The sequence below is a fragment of the Burkholderia sp. MSh2 genome, from assembly GCF_000731655.1.
Taxonomy (GTDB): domain Bacteria; phylum Pseudomonadota; class Gammaproteobacteria; order Burkholderiales; family Burkholderiaceae; genus Burkholderia; species Burkholderia paludis.
The window spans coordinates 64,064-83,103 of the sequence record NZ_JPGM01000033.1 but is presented as its reverse complement, the minus strand read 5'-3'; the positions used below and the strand labels follow the sequence as shown (position 1 = coordinate 83,103).

The 19,040-nt window shown below is 69.5% G+C and carries 15 protein-coding genes and 1 pseudogene; 7 read left to right on the top strand and 9 right to left on the bottom strand.

Features of this window, described 5'->3' with window-relative positions:
- Positions 1 to 779 precede the first annotated feature (779 nt).
- Entirely contained in the window at positions 780 to 4,352 is a 3,573-nt protein-coding gene (locus tag GQ57_RS21700) for an indolepyruvate ferredoxin oxidoreductase family protein (RefSeq protein WP_031400369.1), read from the top strand.
- 95 nt (positions 4,353 to 4,447) lie between these two features.
- Here GQ57_RS21700 and GQ57_RS21695 read toward each other — a convergent pair whose 3' ends face one another.
- The gene (locus GQ57_RS21695; protein WP_034198964.1) at positions 4,448 to 6,115 is read right to left on the bottom strand and encodes a Na+/H+ antiporter; all 1,668 of its coding nucleotides are present in this window, start codon (positions 6,113 to 6,115) and stop codon (positions 4,448 to 4,450) included.
- Between the two features lie 299 nt (positions 6,116 to 6,414).
- Between GQ57_RS21695 and GQ57_RS21690 the strand changes: the two genes are divergently transcribed.
- The 5 genes from GQ57_RS21690 to GQ57_RS21670 all read left to right on the top strand — a co-directional run bounded on the left by GQ57_RS21690 (position 6,415) and on the right by GQ57_RS21670 (position 10,593).
- Entirely contained in the window at positions 6,415 to 7,704 is a 1,290-nt protein-coding gene (locus GQ57_RS21690; RefSeq protein WP_031400371.1) for a sensor domain-containing phosphodiesterase, read from the top strand.
- Positions 7,705 to 7,861: 157 nt separating this feature from the next.
- Positions 7,862 to 8,248, top strand: coding sequence for a hypothetical protein (locus tag GQ57_RS21685; RefSeq protein ID WP_031400372.1), 387 nt, complete (start codon positions 7,862 to 7,864; stop codon positions 8,246 to 8,248).
- Positions 8,245 to 8,649 carry a hypothetical protein gene (locus GQ57_RS21680; RefSeq protein WP_031400373.1) on the top strand — a complete coding sequence of 135 codons (405 nt, stop codon included), beginning with the start codon at positions 8,245 to 8,247 and terminating at the stop codon, positions 8,647 to 8,649. Before GQ57_RS21685 ends, GQ57_RS21680 begins: the two co-directional genes overlap by 4 nt.
- Before the next feature lie 83 nt (positions 8,650 to 8,732).
- Positions 8,733 to 9,458: a copper homeostasis protein CutC gene (locus GQ57_RS21675; protein ID WP_031400374.1), complete on the top strand. Its 726-nt coding sequence runs from the start codon at positions 8,733 to 8,735 to the stop codon at positions 9,456 to 9,458.
- A 46-nt stretch (positions 9,459 to 9,504) separates the two neighbouring features.
- Positions 9,505 to 10,593: a suppressor of fused domain protein gene (locus GQ57_RS21670; protein WP_034198963.1), complete on the top strand. Its 1,089-nt coding sequence runs from the start codon at positions 9,505 to 9,507 to the stop codon at positions 10,591 to 10,593.
- Between the two features lie 51 nt (positions 10,594 to 10,644).
- Here the strand turns inward: GQ57_RS21670 and GQ57_RS44410 are convergent.
- The 7 genes and pseudogenes from GQ57_RS44410 to GQ57_RS21640 all read right to left on the bottom strand — a co-directional run.
- Positions 10,645 to 10,737, bottom strand: a pseudogene (locus GQ57_RS44410) (biofilm PGA synthesis protein PgaB); the annotation flags it as partial.
- Between the two features lie 83 nt (positions 10,738 to 10,820).
- Positions 10,821 to 12,176: a purine-cytosine permease family protein gene (locus GQ57_RS21665; protein WP_031400376.1), complete on the bottom strand. Its 1,356-nt coding sequence runs from the start codon at positions 12,174 to 12,176 to the stop codon at positions 10,821 to 10,823.
- 194 nt (positions 12,177 to 12,370) lie between these two features.
- Complete coding sequence (locus tag GQ57_RS21660) at positions 12,371 to 13,366, bottom strand: biotin-dependent carboxyltransferase family protein (RefSeq protein ID WP_034198962.1); 996 nt, start codon at positions 13,364 to 13,366, stop codon at positions 12,371 to 12,373.
- Positions 13,356 to 14,231, bottom strand: a complete 876-nt coding sequence (locus tag GQ57_RS21655) for a 5-oxoprolinase subunit B family protein (RefSeq protein ID WP_034198961.1) — start codon at positions 14,229 to 14,231, stop codon at positions 13,356 to 13,358. Before GQ57_RS21655 ends, GQ57_RS21660 begins: the two co-directional genes overlap by 11 nt.
- Positions 14,228 to 15,685: an acetyl-CoA carboxylase biotin carboxylase subunit gene (locus GQ57_RS21650; RefSeq protein ID WP_034198960.1), complete on the bottom strand. Its 1,458-nt coding sequence runs from the start codon at positions 15,683 to 15,685 to the stop codon at positions 14,228 to 14,230. Before GQ57_RS21650 ends, GQ57_RS21655 begins: the two co-directional genes overlap by 4 nt.
- Before the next feature lie 4 nt (positions 15,686 to 15,689).
- Positions 15,690 to 15,932, bottom strand: coding sequence for an acetyl-CoA carboxylase (locus GQ57_RS21645; protein WP_031400380.1), 243 nt, complete (start codon positions 15,930 to 15,932; stop codon positions 15,690 to 15,692).
- Positions 15,933 to 15,948: 16 nt separating this feature from the next.
- A complete protein-coding gene (locus GQ57_RS21640) occupies positions 15,949 to 16,731 on the bottom strand; it encodes a 5-oxoprolinase subunit PxpA (protein WP_034198959.1) in 783 nt (260 codons plus the stop codon).
- A gap of 259 nt (positions 16,732 to 16,990) precedes the next feature.
- On the opposite strand from GQ57_RS21640, the gene GQ57_RS21635 reads away from it, so the two are divergent.
- Positions 16,991 to 17,908, top strand: a complete 918-nt coding sequence (locus GQ57_RS21635) for a LysR family transcriptional regulator (RefSeq protein WP_034198958.1) — start codon at positions 16,991 to 16,993, stop codon at positions 17,906 to 17,908.
- An 87-nt stretch (positions 17,909 to 17,995) separates the two neighbouring features.
- Here GQ57_RS21635 and bioB read toward each other — a convergent pair whose 3' ends face one another.
- Positions 17,996 to 19,015, bottom strand: coding sequence for a biotin synthase BioB (bioB, locus tag GQ57_RS21630; RefSeq protein WP_031400383.1), 1,020 nt, complete (start codon positions 19,013 to 19,015; stop codon positions 17,996 to 17,998).
- Positions 19,016 to 19,040: the final 25 nt, after the last annotated feature.

Below are 19,040 nucleotides of genomic sequence, written 5' to 3'. Positions count from 1 at the left end.
CGTGCGCGACACGGGAAGGCGGTATCCGGCGGGGGCGTGGATAACGGCTGCCGGACCCACTCGAAGCCCTGTGCATTTCAACGGTGAGCGTGTGCCCGCGATCGCCCGGCAGGCATGTTCCGGCGTGGGTATCCGTCCAGTGGAACCCCGCTCGCCCCTGTGTTTTCGAACGGAGAGGGTGACCGGCGGATCGAAAAAAAGCGGCGCCGCCGATGTGGATATCCACCGCCGGAACCCACTCGCCGGACTGTGAAACTCAAAGGTGAGCGTCGATGTTCGAGCGAGCCGCATGGCGATCCGGATGTGGATATCCCGGCCCGCATGCCACTCGAAACGCTGTGCAACCGAACGGTGAGCATACCTTCCCGGTCGGCCGAGGGGGAGCGGCGTTGTGGACATCCGGCGCATCAGACCAATCTGAACACTGTGCGTCGCAACGGTGAGAGGCGAGGCCCGGCCCCCCCGAAACCCTTGGTGCACGGGGCTCGAGCACCCTCGAGGGGGCTTCTGCAACGCCAGCCGGCAGGCGCCCCTTTCCCCGCCGCACGGCCCGCCCGCCGCTACGCCCCATCCATCCTGCTCCCGCCGCCTCGCGCGAAAACTCACTCAAATTCACGCAAAAAGCTGGGCAGTTTTTCTCGCCGCGGGGCTGTCCGAGCAAGATGAGAAAAAACATTCTCGGCTGCGCGCGAAAAAATAGAGCCATCCGCTGCCGGCCCCCACACGTCGCCGACGCCCCGCCGCGCAGCCAGTACATCACAATCAGGAGACACCCCCCAATGACCGCCCGCCTGCCCGTCGACGGCACGCCTGCCCTGTCCGACTACCGCCTGACCGACAACCTGACCGCGACGCGCGGCCGGATCTTCCTGACCGGCACGCAGGCGCTGATCCGCCTGCTGCTGATGCAGCGCGCGGTCGACACCGAACAGGGGCTCAACACGGCCGGCTTCGTGAGCGGCTACCGCGGCTCGCCGCTCGGCATGGTCGATCAGCAATTGTGGAAGGCGAAGAAACTGCTCGACGCGGGCGGCGTGCGCTTCCTGCCCGCGATCAACGAGGAACTCGGCGGGACGGCGGTGCTCGGCACGCAGCGCGTCGAAGCCGATCCCGAGCGCACGGTCGAGGGCGTGTATGCGATGTGGTACGGCAAGGGGCCGGGTGTCGACCGCGCCGGCGACGCGCTGAAGCACGGCAACGCGTACGGTTCGTCGCCGCATGGCGGCGTGCTCGTCGTCGCGGGCGACGACCACGGCTGCGTGTCGTCGTCGATGCCGCACCAGAGCGATTTCGCGATGATCGCGTGGCACATGCCGGTCGTGAACCCGGCGAACATCGCCGACATGCTCGAATTCGGCCTGTACGGCTGGGCGCTGTCGCGCTACTCGGGCGCGTGGGTCGGTTTCAAGGCGATCTCGGAAACGGTGGAATCGGGCTCGACCGTCGACCTCGACGCGTTGCAGACGCACTGGCCCGCGCCGGAAGGCTTCACGCCGCCGGCGGGCGGCCTGCACAACCGCTGGCCCGACCTGCCGAGCCTCACGATCGAGGCGCGCCTCGCCGCGAAGCTCGACGCGGTGCGCCATTTCGCGCGCACCCACAGCATCGACAAGTGGATCGCGCCGAGCGCGCAGGCGAACGTCGGCATCGTCACCTGCGGCAAGGCGCACCTCGACCTGATGGAGGCGCTGCGCCGTCTCGACCTGACGGTGGCCGACCTCGACGCGGCCGGCGTGCGGATCTACAAGGTCGGCCTGTCGTATCCGCTCGAAATGACGCGCGTCGAGACCTTCGTCGACGGGCTGGCCGAAGTGCTCGTGATCGAGGAGAAGGGCCCGGTCATCGAGCAGCAGATCAAGGACTACCTGTACAACCGCACGGAAGGCGCGCGCCCGCGCGTGCTCGGCAAGCACGACGCCGCGGGCGCCTGCCTGCTGTCCGAGCTCGGCGAGCTGCGTCCGTCGCGCATCCTGCCGGTGTTCGCCGAATGGCTCGCGCGGCACAAGCCGGCGCTCGACCGCCGCGAACGCGTCGTCGATCTCGTCGCGCCGCAGATCCTGTCGAACGAGGCCGACGCGGTGAAGCGCACGCCTTACTTCTGCTCGGGCTGCCCGCACAACACGTCGACGAAGGTGCCGGAAGGCTCGATCGCGCAGGCCGGCATCGGCTGCCACTTCATGGCGTCGTGGATGGAGCGCGACACGACCGGGCTGATCCAGATGGGCGGCGAGGGCGTCGACTGGGCCGCGCACGCGATGTTCACCAACACGAAGCACGTGTTCCAGAACCTCGGCGACGGCACCTACTTCCACTCCGGCATCCTCGCGATCCGCCAGGCGGTCGCCGCGAAGGCCAACATCACGTACAAGATCCTCTACAACGACGCGGTCGCGATGACGGGCGGCCAGCCGGTCGACGGCAGCATCTCGGTGCCGCAGATCGCGCGGCAGGTCGAGGCGGAAGGCGTGTCGCGCTTCGTCGTCGTGTCGGACGAGCCGCAGAAGTACGACGGCCATCACGGGCTGTTCCCGACCGGCACCACCTTCCATCACCGCAGCGAGCTCGACGCGGTGCAGCGCGAGCTGCGCGAGACGCCGGGCGTCACCGTGCTGATCTACGACCAGACCTGCGCGGCCGAGAAGCGCCGCCGGCGCAAGAAGGGCGAATTCCCCGACCCGGACAAGCGCCTGTTCATCAACGACGCGGTGTGCGAAGGCTGCGGCGATTGCGGCGTGCAATCGAACTGCCTGTCGGTCGAGCCGCTCGAAACGCCGCTCGGCCGCAAGCGCCGCATCGACCAGTCGTCGTGCAACAAGGACTATTCGTGCGTGAACGGCTTCTGCCCGAGCTTCGTGACGCTCGAAGGCGCGGCGCTGAAGAAGGCCGCGGGCGCGGCGTTCGACGAGGCGGCGCTGGCTTCGCGCGTGGATGCGCTGCCGGTGCCGGCGACGCATCTGGATGCGGCGCCGTTCGACATGCTCGTGACGGGCGTCGGCGGCACGGGCGTCGTGACGGTCGGCGCGCTGATCAGCATGGCCGCGCACCTCGAGGGCAAGAGCGCGTCGGTGCTCGATTTCATGGGCTTCGCGCAGAAGGGCGGCTCGGTGCTGTCGTTCGTGCGGATCGCGTCGAACGACCGCTGGCTGAACCAGGTGCGCATCGACACGCAGCAGGCCGACGTGCTCCTCGCGTGCGACATGGTGGTCGGCGCGAGCGCGGAGGCGCTGCAGACGGTGCGCCACGAGCGCACGCGGATCGTCGTCAACACGCACCGGATCCCGAACGCGTCGTTCGTGCAGAACCCCGACGCGAACCTGCACGCGGACGCGCTGCTGGAGAAGATGCATCACGCGGCCGGCGACGGCTACCTGTCGAGCTGCGATGCGCAGGCGCTCGCCGCGAAGTTCCTCGGCGATTCGATCGGCGCGAACATCCTGATGCTCGGCTATGCATGGCAGCTGGGCCTCGTGCCGGTGTCGCTCGCCGCGATGATGCGCGCGATCGAGCTGAACAACGTCGCGGTGCCGATGAACAAGCTCGCGTTCGCGATCGGCCGGATGGCGGCCGGCGACGCGGCGGGCCTCGACGCGTTGTGGAACGCACGTCACGCGGTGGCCGCGCACGTCGCGCCGGAGACGCTCGCCGAGCTGATCGCCGATCGCGAGGCGCGCCTGGATGCATACGGCGGCGTGCGTTACGTCGAGCGCTACCGTGCGCTGGTGGGCGCGGCGCGCGCGAAGGGCGACGACGCGTTGACGCGTGCGGTCGCGACGACGTTCTACCGGCTGCTCGCGGTCAAGGACGAATACGAGGTCGCGCGCCTGTACACGGACGACGCATTCCGCAGCGCGCTCGAGGCGCAGTTCGAGGGCGTGCCGGGGCAGGCCTATCGCGTGAAGTTCAACCTTGCGCCGCCGACGGTCGCGAAGGCCGGCAGCGACGGCGGCGCGCCGAAGAAGCGGGTGTTCGGCCAGTGGATGTGGCCGGTGCTCGGCATGCTGGCGCGGGTGCGCAGCCTGCGCGGCACGTGGCTCGATCCGTTCGGCCGCACCGTCGAGCGCAGGATGGAGCGCGCGCTCGCCGACGACTACGAGACGACGCTCGCGCGTGCGCTCGCCGCGACGACGGCCGGCAATGCGGCGCAGGTCGCGCAACTGGCCGACCTGCACGCCCGCGTGCGCGGCTTCGGCCACGTGAAGGTGCGCAACCTGGCCGGCGTGAAGCGCGCGGAGCGCGAGCTCGCGCTGCAGCTCGGCATCGATGCGGCGACGAGCGCGGCCGTGCAGCATGCGCTCGACGAGATGAAGGGCGCGGGTACGCTGAAGGGGATTCCGGTCGTGGTCGCGAAGTAACGCGACCGCATGCGGAAGCAGCAACGGCAACGGCGACGCGCAAGCGTCGCCGTTTTTTCATGGGCGGCGGTTGCGCACCGGCGGCCGCCGGTACGTCACAGAATGCCTTTCTTGCGGGTCGACAGCGCGGTCTCCGACAGGTCGATCTCGCGGAGCAGCTTCGTGAGCGTCTCGTCGGAGATCTTGCTGTTGCTGCGCAGCCGGTAGAGCGCGGCACGTTCCGCGCGCACGGCCGCGATCCGCATCTGCAGCTCCATCGCTTCGGATTGCTTGGCTTCCGCGCGCGGCGTCGGGCTGTCCTCGGCGAGCGTGGCGAGGCGGCGGCGGTACTGGTCCATTACGCGCGCGGAGATGTCCGCGCAGCGCGCGGCGCCCGATTCGTCGAGATCGGCCGAGATTGCGTCGTGCGACGAATCGATCGCGCGGATCGCGGCCTGCGCGGCGGCCGCGCGCGCGGCGCGTTCCTCGTCGCCGAGCGGGTTGCGCGACGACCGTACGCCGCGCAGCAGCAGCGGCAGGCCGATCACCGCGACGACGAGCGAGCCGAGGATCACGGCCGACGCGACGAAGATCGCCGTGTCGCGGCCCGGCAGCGGCGCGCCGTCGGACAGCGCGACCGGGATCGACAGCACGCCGGCGAGCGTGACCGCGCCGCGCACGCCGCCCACCGTCATCACGGCGATCGTGCGCACGCCGGCCATCGTGCCCGCGAGGCCCTGGCGCGCGGCGCGGCGGCTCGCGAACCAGCGCAGCAGCCACACCCACAGGAAGCGGATCGCGTACAGCGCGAGCATCATCGCGCAGACGTTGAAGATCATCCGCCCGACCAGCGCGTCGCTCGTGTGGTGCGCATCGACCAGCGTGCGGCCGATGATGTGCGGCAACTGCAGCCCGAGCATGATGAACACCATGCCGTTGAACACGAACTCGATCATCGCCCACGTGCTTTCGGCGCGCACGCGCGATGCGACGGTGCTTTTGCGCGAGAAGCTCGTGTAGTTCATCATCATCCCGGCCGACACGGCCGCCAGCACGCCCGACAGGTCGAGGTGCTCGGCGAACAGGTAGGCCGCGAACGGCACGAGCAGCGTCATCACGATGCCGGGGGCCGGATCGCCTTCCTGCTCGGCGTTCAGGAAGCGCGTCGACAGCGCACTGAACAGCCAGGACACGATCGCGCCGGTCGCGAGCCCGCCGGCGGCGACGATCACGAACGTGACCGAGGCGGCGCGCAGCGAAAACATGCCGGTCAGCGCGGCCGCGATCGCGAACTTCAGCGCGACGAGGCCCGACGCGTCGTTCATCAGCGCCTCGCCTTCGAGGATGTGCATCAGTTGCGGCGGGATCCGGCCGCGGCCGGCGATGCCCGACAGCGCGACCGCGTCGGTCGGCGACAGCACGGCCGCGAGCGCGAACGCGATCGGCAGCGGCAACTCGGATATCAGCCAGTGCGCGAAATAGCCCACTGCGAGTACCGTCATGAATACGAGCCCGAAAGCGAGCATCAGGATCGCGCGGCGCTGCAGGTACAGCTCGCGTTTCGGAATCCGCCAGCCGTCCGCGAACAGCAGCGGCGGAATGAACAGCAGCATGAAGATTTCGGGATCGAACGTGACATGCAGGCCGAGTTGCGGCCACGCGAGCATCGCGCCGAACGCGATCTGCATCAGCGGCAACGGCAGTTGGAACGGCAGGAGACGCGTGACGGCGCCGGACAGCGCGACGGTCAGCAGCAGGATGAGGACTGTGAAGACGATTTCCATCGATACGGCAGCTACATGGAATGAAACGGTCGTACGGAGTGTAGCGTGTCGGCGCGACGGACGCGTTCAAGCGGCCGGTGCGTGCGCACTGAAATGGTGCGCCGGACGTGCGCCGCGGTGGTGCGGCGGCACGGCGGACCCGCGCGGCGCATGGCCGTTCGTCGCCTTGCACGGAGCTTGCTTGATGCTGGGCAGCCGTCCGGCACGAGCCGGGCAACCGAGGGTCCAACCATGACATCGCGCGCGCCGCCCGTTTCGCCGGCCGCCGCGTCCGAGCGCATCACCAGGAGGAAGAGGGTATGACGATCGTGCAACAGGAGCGTCCGGCCGCCGCGTCGCCGTACCGGTTCGAGCGGGAGGTGAGCTCCGGCTTCGAACGTCTTGCGACGCAGCATCACGACCTGACGCTCACGACCGTATTCCAGCCGATATTCAGCCTGTCGCACCAGCGTGCGGTGGGCTACGAGGCGCTGTTGCGCGCGCATGACGGGCTCGACCGCGCTGTGTCGCCGCTCGACGTGTTCGGCGAGGCCGCGCGCCATGGCGAACTGCTGCAGCTCGACCGGCTCGCGCAGGCGCTGCATCTCGAGAACTTCGCGCTGCTCGGCGCCGAGCGCGAGTGGCTGTTCCTCAATGTCCATCCGGGGGTGCTGACCGACCCGTTCCAGGCGGCCGCGCTGCTCGCGAACCTGAAGCGGCTCGGCATGCCGCCGCGCCGCATCGTGCTCGAAGTGCTCGAACAGCGGGCGGACGACGTCGAGCGGCTCGCCGAGGCCGTGCGCGAATTCCGCACGCATGGCTTCCTGATCGCGCTCGACGATTTCGGCGCGGGCCACTCGAACCTCGAGCGGATCTGGCAACTGAACCCGGACATCGTGAAGCTCGACCGCATCATGCTGTCGCATGCCGCGCACCGCACGGGGCTCACCGCGATCCTGCACGGGCTCGTGACGCTGCTGCACGAGGCCGGCAAGCTCGTGCTCGTCGAGGGGATCGAGACCGAGCACGAGGCGCAGATCGCGCTGTCGTGCGAGGCCGATTTCGTCCAGGGCTACTACTTCGGCCGCCCGGCGCCGGGGCTGCCCGACAGCGCCGCCGCGACCGGCTGCATCGGCGAGCTGACCGAGCGCTTTCGCCAGCAGACCGAAGCGCGCGAGCGGCGCGACGCGCAGCGGCTCGCGCCGTACGTGCGTGCGTTCGAACGCGCGGCCGAGCGTCTCGCGGCCGGCGAGCCGCTCGACGAGGTGTGCTGGAATTTCCTCGCGCTCGACGCGGCCGCGCGCTGCTTCCTGCTCGACGCGCAGGGCCGGCAGTCGGGCCGCAACGTCGTGCTGCGCGCCGACCGCGCGCTTGCCGAGGCGCGTTTCTCGCCGCTGGCGGACGCGCAGGGCGCGAACTGGCTGCGCCGGCCGTATTTCCGTTCGGCGATCGCCGAGCCGGGGCGCGTGCAGGTCACGCGGCCGTACCTGTCGATCAACGAGGCGCAGCCGTGCGTGACCTTGTCGGTGGCGGTGCGCGTGGGCGACGCGCAGCGCGTGCTGTGCGGCGACATCGACTGGGGCGACGACGCGGCGGACGCCGCCGGCTAGCGCCGCGCGCACCGCGGGCGGCGGTGGCGTTCCGCGCGGCGGCGCGGGTCGGTCGTTGCGTTCGTCGCAGGCTTCCCAGACAATGCGCGTTCGCGGCCTTCGTGCCCGCGAGCGCCGCCCCGGGGGCCACCATGGCGGCGAATACAAGGAAAACACCATGAAAAGACCGATTTCGCTGACCATTCTCGCGTGGATCGTGATCGTGACCAACGCGATCACGTGCGTCTATACGCCGTTCTCGATCGGCATGCCGACCACCCAGGCGCTGCTGGCGCACTACCTGCTGCCCGTCTGGGCGACGTTTGCCATCAGCATGCTGCTCGAGGCCGCGAACGTCGTGATCGGCATCGCGATCCTCAAGGGCCGCGAATGGTCGCGCAAGGCCTACATCGCGGCGACCGTGTTCGGCTTCGCGTTCTCGCTCGTCAACATGCCCATGTCGATGTTCGCGGTGCTGATTCCGGGCGTCCTGCTGTTCGCGCTGTTCGTCTACCTGCTGTTCCGCCGCCCCGCGACCGCCTACTTCCGCCAGTCGTTCGCTTGAGCGCGGTCCGCAACGCGGTGGCGATCCTGCTGTATACGGTCGCGGGCCTGTGCGTAATCGCCGCGCAGATGACGGCGTTCATGCGGTTGGGCCATGCAGGCGTGATGTGGGTGTTCGGCGCCGTGCTCCTTGTGGTCTCGGCCGTGCTGCTCGCCCTTGGCGCGTTCGCCGGTGCGTTCCGGCCGCGCGCACGCGGCGCGGGCATCGCGCTGCTGATCGCGACCGCGACCACCGCGCTCGGAATGATCGGCTGGGCGACGCTCCTGATGGCGCCGGGGATCCTCGACGTGATGCGGCAGCAGGGCGTGGACGTGAGCGTGCGGATGTTCCGGTTCGCGCCCGGCGCCGTCGTGACCGGCCTGTCCGCGCTCGCCGGCGTGTGGCTCGTACGGCGCGGCTGACGCGCACCGTGCCCGGCACGGTGGCGCCCGTCGCGCGGCTCGGCTAGGATGCCCGCATTGTCCTGACGATTCGCGGGCTCACCATGAACCGAAACGCCGCCTCTGCCGTCCTCCTCGAAGTGATCGCCACGACCGTCGGCGATGCGAAGGCCGCCGCCCGCGCGGGCGCCGACCGTCTCGAACTCGTGACCGCGATCACCGAGGGCGGGCTGACGCCGAGCGTCGGCCTGATCGAAGCCGTCGTGGCCGCCGTGCCTATTCCCGTCAACGTGATCGTGCGTCCGCACAGCCGGTCCTTCGTCTACGACGCCGACGATCTGCGCGTGATCGAACGCGACGTGCGCGCGGCCGTCGCGGCGGGCGCGAACGGCGTGGTGTTCGGCGCGCTCGACGCGCACGGCGACGTCGATCTCGACGCGCTGTCCCGCATCGCGGCCGCGGCGGACGGCCGCGCGCTGACGTTCCACCGCGCGTTCGACGTCTCGCGCGACCTCAACGCCGCATTCGACACGCTGCTGCGCGTGCCGGCCGTCACGTCGGTGCTGACGTCGGGCGGCCATCCGTCGGTGCTCGACGCGGTCGCGACGATCGCGCGGCTGGTGCGGCACGCGGCGGGCTCGACCTGCACGGTGCTGGCCGGCTCCGGGCTCACGATCGACGCGGTCGGCGATTTCGTCCGCGCCACCGGCGTGCGCGCGGTGCATTTCGGCTCGGGCGTGCGGCCGCGCGGCGAGGTGCTGGCGCCGGTCGACGAGCAGCGCGTCGGGCGCGTGCGCGCGGCGCTCGACGGCGCGGCGTCGCACGTGTGACGCGCGCGGCGGCATGACATCGGATACCAACGAGAGAGAGGGTCGCATGACCGACACGACACACGGCGAACAGGGTGGCGCGGATGACGCCGCCGCACCCGGCTGGGACGCGATCGACGGCGCGCTCGCGCGCCTCTATCCGGGCGAGGAACCGAAGCACTACGGCACGGCGATCAAGTGGCGGCTCGGCGGCCCCGATCCGCTCGACGGGATCAGCGTATGGAAGCGCGCCGATCCCGTGCCGCACTGGCATTTCGTCACGTATGGGCTGAGCGAGCTGTATGCGAAGGAGTCGGACGATCCGGCCGTCAGCGGCTTCGGATTCGAGCTGACGATGCGCGTCGCGTGCGCCGCCGCCGACCCCGAACCGCCGCGCTGGGTGTTCAGCTTCCTGCAGAATCTCGCGCGCTACGTGTTCGAGAGCGGCAACGCGTTCGACGACGGCCACTGGATGGCGGCCAACGGCCCGATTGCGCTCGACACGGACACGCAGCTCTGGTCGATGGGTTTCGCGTTCGATCCGGCGCTGCCCGCGATCGACACGCCGCACGGCCGTCTCGCGTTCCTGCAGGTCGTCGGGCTGACGCTCGACGAGGAGCGCGCCGCAAAGCGCTGGCGCACGCGCGCGCTGCTCGACACGCTGCTGCCGCACATGCCGATGTGGGTGACCGATCTCGGCCGCGCGTCGCTGCTCGAGCGCGCGGACGTGCGTGCGCAGGTCGACGCCGGCACTCAGCGCGACGGCTCGTCGAGCGGCTACCTGTTCACCGACGTGCTCGGATGGGAAACGCGCAAGCGGCTGCTGCGCGCGCCCGTCGTCGAGATCACCGTCGGCGCGCGGCAGGTCGACGAACTCGTCACGCTGCTGCCGTTGCGCTTGCCGTTCGACCGGCCGCTTCGCCTTGTCGGTCACGACGGCGCGGTCCGATTCGTGCGCGGCGACGCGAACGGCGTCACGGAAGAGGATGGCGCGCTGACGCTGCGGCTCGCCGATGCGACGGTGCACGCGCTGGCGGGCACGCTGAAGCCGCGGGCCGGCGAGTATGCGGTCGACGGGCTCGACGGGGTGCGCTGGCGTGTCGAGAAGACCGTGATCCGCGACGCGCAGGGCAACGCGGTGCAGACGATCGGGTGAAAGCGGGCCGGGGCATGCCCCGGCCCTTTGGTTGTCCGGCGGCGCTACCGCTTACGCGTTCGCCGACATCGCGTCCGCGTCGCTCGCGCGGATGCCGAGGCGCTCGAACCGCGCGCGGCCTTAACGCGACTGCGGGTTGCTGGTCTTCGGCTCGGGCGTGCGCGCCGCGCTCGACGGTGCGGCGTCGCACGTGTGACTTGCGCGGCGCGCCGCTGCCGCGCGCACCGTCACGTATTGCGGACGAACCACGACCGCTTCGCGGTGCCCAGCAACGTGTGGTAGACCGCCCACGACACGACGAAGGTCGCCGGTGCGGACAGCGACGCGACGAACCCGGTCGCCTGGTTCAGCAGCAGCCCCGCGAACGCGCCGGCGAACCATGCGGTCAACCCGCCGGGGTTGAAGGCCGGCACGTGCGCGTCGCGGCATTCGACGTCGTCGCCCACCAGTTGCCCGTAACGCGCCGACAGGATGTGCGCGAGCGCGACGCCGACCCACGCGACGACGAAGATGCCCTGGTACGCGAGCGCCTGCAGGATCCGCGAGAAGATGTCGGCCATCATCAGCGCATAGACGACCGCGCCGACCACCAGCGCCCACACGAATTTCGGCGCGCGCAGGCCGGCCGCTTTCAGGAAGAACGCCTGCATGTTGACGGTCGCGAGATAGTAGTTCGCGGTGTTGATGCGCGATTGCGTGACCCACACGAACAGCAGCCCCCAGACGCCCATCAGCTTCAGCAGCGCGAGCACGACCGACACTTCGGATAACGTACCGAGCCCCGGAATCGTGCTGACGAGGTAGATGCCGGCCGCGCCGTTGACGAGGAAGGTGACGAGATAGAACGGCATCCCGAAGTTGAAGCGGCCGTGATAGCCGGCGTCTTCCTTGCGCCCGAAACGCGCGTAGTCGAACGTGAACATCATCAGCACCCACACGCCCATGTAGCTGACGAAGCAGTGCCACCACCCGCCGGCGGGCGGTACGCCCGCCGGGCCGAAATCGAGCCAGGCCGGGTGATAGCCGTACTCGGCCGTTGCGAGCGCGACGGCGGCGAGCAGCCCGAGCAGGTAGAACGGCAGCAGCACGCCGTTGAACTTGTCGAGCCAGTGCTGCACGCTGCCGAACACGAGCGGCACGCTGTAGCAGACGACGATCAGCGCGGCCCACCGGTAGTCGAGCGCCGGAAACTGGTGATGCGCGGCGACCGCGATCACCGAACCTTCGAACACCGCGTAGTAGATCGCCGTCGCGAAGAAGATCAGCGTCGCGAGCGCCGCGCCAGCGCTGCCGAACAGCACGCGCGAGAACAGCGCGACCGACAGGCCGGTGCGGATCGCGTAGCGGCTGATGATCGCGTTGACGACGCCGTACGACACCACCGACAGCGCCATGCCGATCAGTGCGTTGCGTGCGCCGTAGGTGAGCGCGAGCGTCGCGCCGACCACGATGTAGAACACCGCGCTGCACACGGCCCACCACGCCATCGTCAATGAAAAGGGCGGCATGCGCGCGTGTTCGGGAAGGGCGAGCGTCGACAGGTCGAGATTCTCGTCGGCGCGTGCCTGAGCCGGGTTGGCCATGATCGTGCTCCTTGGTGAGCAAAACTGCGAACGACGTCTCGGCCGCGGCATGTGCGATCCGCGGGGCTGCCCCGACGTCGGGCGGGCAGCCGGTTCGGCAAGAACGAGGCACAAGCGTCCCCGCCGCGCGGCGGGCGGCCGCGCGGGCAGGTAACGGACAGCGAAGAGCGGAAGGCGTGAAACGCGGGCGGCGCTCAGTCCCGCAGCATGGCGCGCAGCAGCGCCAGGCGCCGCTGGTACTCGCGGCGCGCCGCGAGCGCGTCGGCCATCGTCACGCGCACGAAGCGCGCGCGGTGGTTCGGCTGCATCTGGCCGATCAGGTCCATGTCGGCGCTGATGACCGTGCCGATCGTCGCGTAGCCGCCGCCCGACACCGCGTCGCGAAGCAGGACGATCGGCTCGAGCCCGGCCGGCACCTGGATCGAGCCGATCGGATAGCACGCGTCGACGATGTTCGACGGATCGGCGCCTGCGCCGAACGGCTGCTCGCGCGGCTGGAACTGCAGCGGGCGGCCGTTCTTGTAGCGGTAGCCGATGCGGTCCGCCTCGGGCGCGACCGTCCATTCGTCGTCGAAGAAGCTCTGCGCCGAGGCGTCGGTGAGCCGGTGGTGATACAGGCCCGTCAGCACGCGCAGTTCGACCTGGCTGTCGAGCGGCCGGCTCACCGATGCCGGCAGTTCGCGCCCTTCGCGGCGCGTGCCGGAGGCGGCGCCGATCGGCAGCCGATCGCCTTTCTGCAGACGCCGGCCCGCATGTCCGCCGATCGCGCCGAGCGCGTACGTCGAGCGGCTGCCGAGCACGACCGGCACGTCGATGCCGCCCGCGACGGCCAGATACGCGCGTGCGCCGCCCTTCACGTAGCTGAACGACAGCACGCTGCCGGCGCGGATCCGCAGCGCGACGTTGCAGCGCTGCCCCACGCCGTCGATCTTCGGCGTCATCTCGGCGCCCGTGACGGCGATCAGCGCGTCGACATGGAACATCAGCTCGGGGCCGAGCAGCGTGCATTCGAGCACCGCCGCCTCTTCCGGATTGCCGACCAGCAGGTTCGCCGCCCGCGATGCGTACTGGTCGAGCGAGCCCGACGGCGGAATGCCGACGTGGTAGCAGCCTTGCCGGCCGGTGTCCTGGACCGACGTCGCGAGGCCGGGTTTCACGACCTCGATCACGTTGTGCGCGTCAGCTTGCATGCAGTACCTCGACGAGAGAGCGGTTGTACGCGTCGGGATCGCGCAGGAACGCGTCGAGCGAGAATTTCACGGGTCGCACGCGCAGGGAGAAGGTGCCGGCCTCGACGGCCGCCACGGCGGCGTCGTACGCATCGCGGTCGATCGGCGTGAACTTCACGATGTCGCCGGGTCGGAAGAACACCATGAAGTCGCGCAGGTAGTCGAGCCGCTGCGCGGGATCGAAGATCGGCGCGGGCGTCACGCCGAACATCTGGTAGCCGCCCGCGCCGCGCACCGAGTAGATGCAGCCGAAGCAGCCGCCGTGGCCGACGGTGAGCTTCGGCGTGTCGGTGCGCGGCCGCAGGTATTTCGGCACCTCTAGCTGGCGCGCGCGCTCGACCATCTGGTACATGAACGGCAGGCCCGCGACGAAGCCGACCATCGACACGAACCAGGGCGAGCCCGAGTGCGCGGCGATGAAGTCGTCGACGCTCGTCTTGCCGTTGATGCGCGCCGCGTATTCGAGATCGGTCGACGACGGGTCCTGGTGGCGCTCGCGAAACCGCATCAGCGTTTCATGCGTCCACGGGTCGTTGTAGAGCACCGGGATCTCGACGATGCGGGTGTCGAGCTCGAGCGGTGCTTCGCCGACGTCGGCCTCGATCGTCTTCAGCAGCGCGACGAGCGCGTCGGGGGCGATCACGTCCGGGTCGTAGCGCACCTGGTACGACGCATTCGCCGGACAGATCTCGGTGACGCCCGGCACCGCGCGCCGCTGCAGTTCGCGCGTGATCGCGGTGCCCTTGAAGAATGCGTCGAGCGACATTGCCTCGCTGATTTCGACGAACACGAACTCGTCGCCGCCGAATGTATAACGGATCGTCACAGGGCCTCCCCGACGCGCGCGGCGTCCTCGGCAGCGGGCTCGCACGCGGCGGCCGCCGCGGCTTCGCGCCACTGCGGCATCCACGCTTCGAGAAAATTCGTGTGGTAGCGCCCGGCGCGCACGTCGTCGTCCGCGAGCAGCGCGACGTGCAGCGGCGCGGTGGTCTTCACGCCGCCGACGTGCAGTTCGCCGAGCGCGCGCGCGAGCCGCTGCAGCGCGGCCGCGCGGCTCTCGTCGTGCACGATCAGCTTCGCGAGCAGCGAATCGTAGAACGGCGGCACGACGTAACCCGGGTACAGCAGCGAATCGATCCGCACGCCGGGGCCGGTCGGCCAGACGAGCGTGTCGATCCGGCCGGGGTTCGGGCGGAAATCCTGCAGCGGGTCCTCCGCGTTGATCCGGCATTCGAGCGCCGCGCCGCGCATCGCGATGTCCCGCTGCGTGAAGCGCAGCGGCTCGCCGTCGGCGATGCGCAGCGTCTCGCGCACGAGATCGATGCCGGTGATCGCCTCCGTCACCGGATGCTCGACCTGGATACGCGTGTTCATCTCGATGAAGTAGAACTCGCCGCGCGCGTCGTCGAACAGGTATTCGAGCGTGCCCGCGCTGGAATAGCCGACTTCGCGCGCGAGGCGCGTGGCCGACGCACACAGCGCGTCGCGTTGCTCGCCCGTGAGCGACGGCGACGGCGCTTCCTCGAGGATCTTCTGGCGGCGCCGCTGCAGCGAGCATTCGCGCTCGAACAGGTGGACGGCGTCGCGGCCGTCGCCGAGCACCTGCACCTCGATGTGCCGGGCGTGCGCGATGAAGCGTTCGAGATAGACGCCGCCGTCGCCGAACGCGGCCTGCGCCTCGCGCTGTGCGAGCGGCAGTTCGGCGTCGAGCTGCGCGGCGTCGTGTGCGACGCGGATGCCGCGCCCGCCGCCGCCCGCGGCCGCCTTGATCATGATCGGATAGCCGATGCGCGCGGCAACCGCCCGAGCGTCGTCGAGCGACTGCACGACGCCGTCGCTGCCGGGCACCGTCGGCACGTTCGCGCGTCGAGCGGTGTCGCGGGCGCGCGCCTTGTCGCCCATCGTCGCGATCATCCGCGAGTCGGGGCCGACGAAGATCAGCCCGGCCGCCTCGACCTGCGCGGCGAACGCGGCGTTCTCGGACAGGAAGCCGTAGCCGGGATGGATCGCGTCCGCGCCGCACTGCCGTGCGGCGTCGAGGATCGCGGCGGGGTTCAGGTAGCTCCTGGCCGCATGCGACGAGCCGATGTGGATCGCTTCGTCGGCCATGCGCGCGGCGAGGCTGTCGCGATCCGCGTCGCTGACCACGGCGACCGCGCGCATGCCCAGCTCGCGCGCCGCGCGGATCACGCGCACCGCGATCTCGCCGCGATTCGCCACCAGCAGGGTCTTGATGCGCGACGGACGATAGAACGCGCCGGAGGAGGTTGCCGGATTCATCGCGTCACCCCTCGATCCGCATCAGCACCTGGCCCGCGTCGACCGGCTCGCCGTCCTCGACGAGCAGTTCGACGACGCGGCCTGCCACCTCGGCTTCGATTTCCGTGAACTGCTTCATCACTTCGACGAGGCCGACCACCGCGCCGGCGGCCACCGTCGCGTCGAGCGCGGCGTAGTAGTCCGCATCGGGCGACGGGCGCCGGTAGAAGGTGCCCGGCAGCGGGCTGACGATATCGTGCAATGCCATCGTGTGTCTCCTTGAATCAGTGTTGCGCGGTACGCGGCTGCGGGCCGGCGGTGCGGATGCCTTCGTGCGTCAGCGCATCGCGCGTCTCGCGCACGAGCTCGAGCGCCCCCGGCGTGTCGCTGTGGATGCAGACCGAATCGAAGTCGATGTCGATGTCGTCGCCTTCGACCGTGCGGACCTTGCCGTCGATGCACGCGCGCAGCACCTTGTCTGCAACCTGGCGCGGGTCGAGGCGCCCGACGCGGCGCGTGAACACGATCGAGCCGCTGCGGTCGTAGTCGCGATCCGCGTAGAACTCGCGGATCACCGGCTGCCCGTATTCGGCGGCGACGCGGTATGTGACCGACGCCTCCATGCAGTACAGCCACAGGCCGGGATCGACGCGCTGCAGCGTCTCGATCAGCAGGCGCGAGAACGCCTCGCTGGCCGCCGCATGCATGTAGAGCGCGCCGTGCGGTTTCACGTGCTGCAGGCTCACGCCGTGCAGCCGCGCGAACTCGCGCAGCGCGCCGAGCTGGTACAGGATGTCGTTGACGAGTGCCTGCGGCGCTTCGGCGATCGTGCGGCGGCCGAAGCCGACCAGATCGCGAAAGCCCGGATGCGCACCGATGCCGATGCCGGCGTCGCGCGCGAGCTGCACGGTGCGGGCCATGATGTTCGGGTCGCCGGCATGAAAGCCGGTGGCGATGTTCGCCGAGCTGATCAGCGGCATGATCTGCTCGTCGACGCCGTCGCCGATCGTCCACGGGCCGAAGCCTTCGCCCATGTCGGAGTTCAGGTCGACGCTGTGCTTCCTCATACGGTGTGCTCCTCCTGGTTCTCCGGTTCGCGTGTGCCGTGGCGCACGCCGAAACCGTGTTGAACGCAGGTTAGCCGTGTGGGGGACGTCAAAATAGTTCTATTTTTATATGCGACCGTATCGATTTTATCGATACCGCCGAAAGCGGCTGTCCAAGGCCGCCAGGGCAGGCGTGGCAGGGTTTTCACGCGGTCCGGTTCAGGGGCGTTGCGTGATTGATATGATGTTCATCGCGTGCTCATCAGTTTTCCATTCGACCATGGCCCTGACCCTCAGACAGCTCAAGTACTTCGTCGCGACCGCCGAGCTCGGCCAGATCTCGCAGGCCGCGATCCAGCTCACGATCTCGCAGTCGGCCGTGACGAGTGCGATCCGGGAACTCGAGGACAGCCTCGGCACGCAGCTCTTTCTGCGCACGCCGGCGGGCGTGACGCTCACCGATACCGGGCGGCGTTTTCTCAATCACGCGTATACGATCCTGTCGTCGGTCGACGAGGCGATGCGGATTCCGAACCTCGAAAGCACGCTGACCGGCACGCTCGCGATCGCCGCGAGCTACACGGTGCTCGGCTACTTCCTGCCGCATCACGTGCTGCGGCTGAACACGCTCTATCCGCGACTGACGATTCACCTGCACGAACTGAACCGCGAGTCGATCGAGGAGGGGCTGATCGCGGGCCGCTACGACATGGCGGTGCTGCTCACGTCGAACGTATCGAATCCGGAGCTGGTGCTGGAGCCCGTGATCCATTCGGTGCGCCGGCTGTGGGTCGGCGCGCATCATCCGCTGCTCAAGCGCGAGAGCGTCACGTTCGCCGAGGTCGCGCGCGAGCCGTTCGTGATGCTGACGGTCGACGAAGCGGGGCAGACGGCGCTGCGTTACTGGAACGAGACGCCGTACCGGCCCAACGTGATCCTGCGCACGTCGTCGGTCGAGGCCGTGCGCAGCATGGTTGCGAACGGCAGCGGTGTCGCGATCCTGTCCGACATGGTGTATCGCCCGTGGTCGCTCGAAGGGCGGCGCATCGAGACGATCGTGCTGCGCGACGTGGTGCCGCCGATGAGCGTTGGCCTCGCGTGGCGCAAGAACATCGAGCCGAGCCCCGCGATGCACGCGGTGCGCGATTACTTCCGGCATACGTTCATGGAGCCGCGGGCGCTGGGCGGCGCGGGCTGAGCGCGCGCGCCGGCCATGGGGGCGTAAAAAAGCCGGGACAGGTCCCGGCTGGTTCGTCGGCGGGCGCGGCGCGTCCGCCGGCGCCGCTTACGCGTTCGCCGACATCGCGTCCGCGTCGCTCGCGCGGATGCCGAGGCGCTCGAACAGCGCGCGGTCCTTCTGCGATTGCGGGTTGCTGGTCGTCAGCAGCTGGTCGCCGTAGAACATCGAGTTCGCGCCGGCGAGGAAGCACAGCGCCTGCAGCCCGTCGTCGAGCTGTTCGCGGCCGGCCGACAGACGCACGACGGCCTTCGGCATCGTGATCCGCGCGACCGCGATCGTGCGCACGAATTCGAGCGGGTCGAGCGGCGCGGTGCCTTCGAGCGGCGTGCCCTCGATCGCGACGAGGTTGTTGATCGGCACCGAATCCGGGTACGGGTTCAGGTTCGCGAGCTGCGAGATCAGGCCCGCGCGCTCGCGGCGCGATTCGCCCATCCCGATGATGCCGCCGCAGCACACGTTGATGCCCGCGTCGCGCACGCGATCGAGCGTGTCGAGCCGGTCCTGGTAGGTGCGCGTCGAGATCACCTGGCCGTAGAACTCCGGCGACGTATCGAGGTTGTGGTTGTAGTAGTCGAGGCCCGCGCTGGCGAGCTGCTGCGCCTGTTCGTCCTCGAGCATGCCGAGCGTCATGCAGGTCTCGAGGCCGAGTTCCTTCACGCCGCGCACCATCTCGGTCAGCGCCGGCATGTGGCGCTCCTTCGGGTTGCGCCATGCGGCGCCCATGCAGAAGCGGCTCGCGCCGTTCGCCTTCGCCGTGCGCGCGGCGTCGAGCACCGCGTCGACGTCCATCAGCTTCTCGGCCTTCAGGCCCGTGTCGTGATGCGACGATTGCGAGCAGTAGCCGCAGTCTTCCTCGCAGCCGCCGGTCTTGATCGACAGCAGCGTCGACAGCTGCACCGCGTTCGCGTCGAAATGCTCGCGGTGGACCTGCTGCGCGCGGAACAGCAGGTCGTTGAACGGCAGCGCGAACAGCGCGACGACGTCGGCGACGCGCCAGCGCTGCGAGGCCGGAGCGGCTACGGGAATCGCGTCGGGTTGCACGGTGGAGCTCTGGGCTTGGGTCATGTTGTGTTCCTGTCCTGGGCGGGAT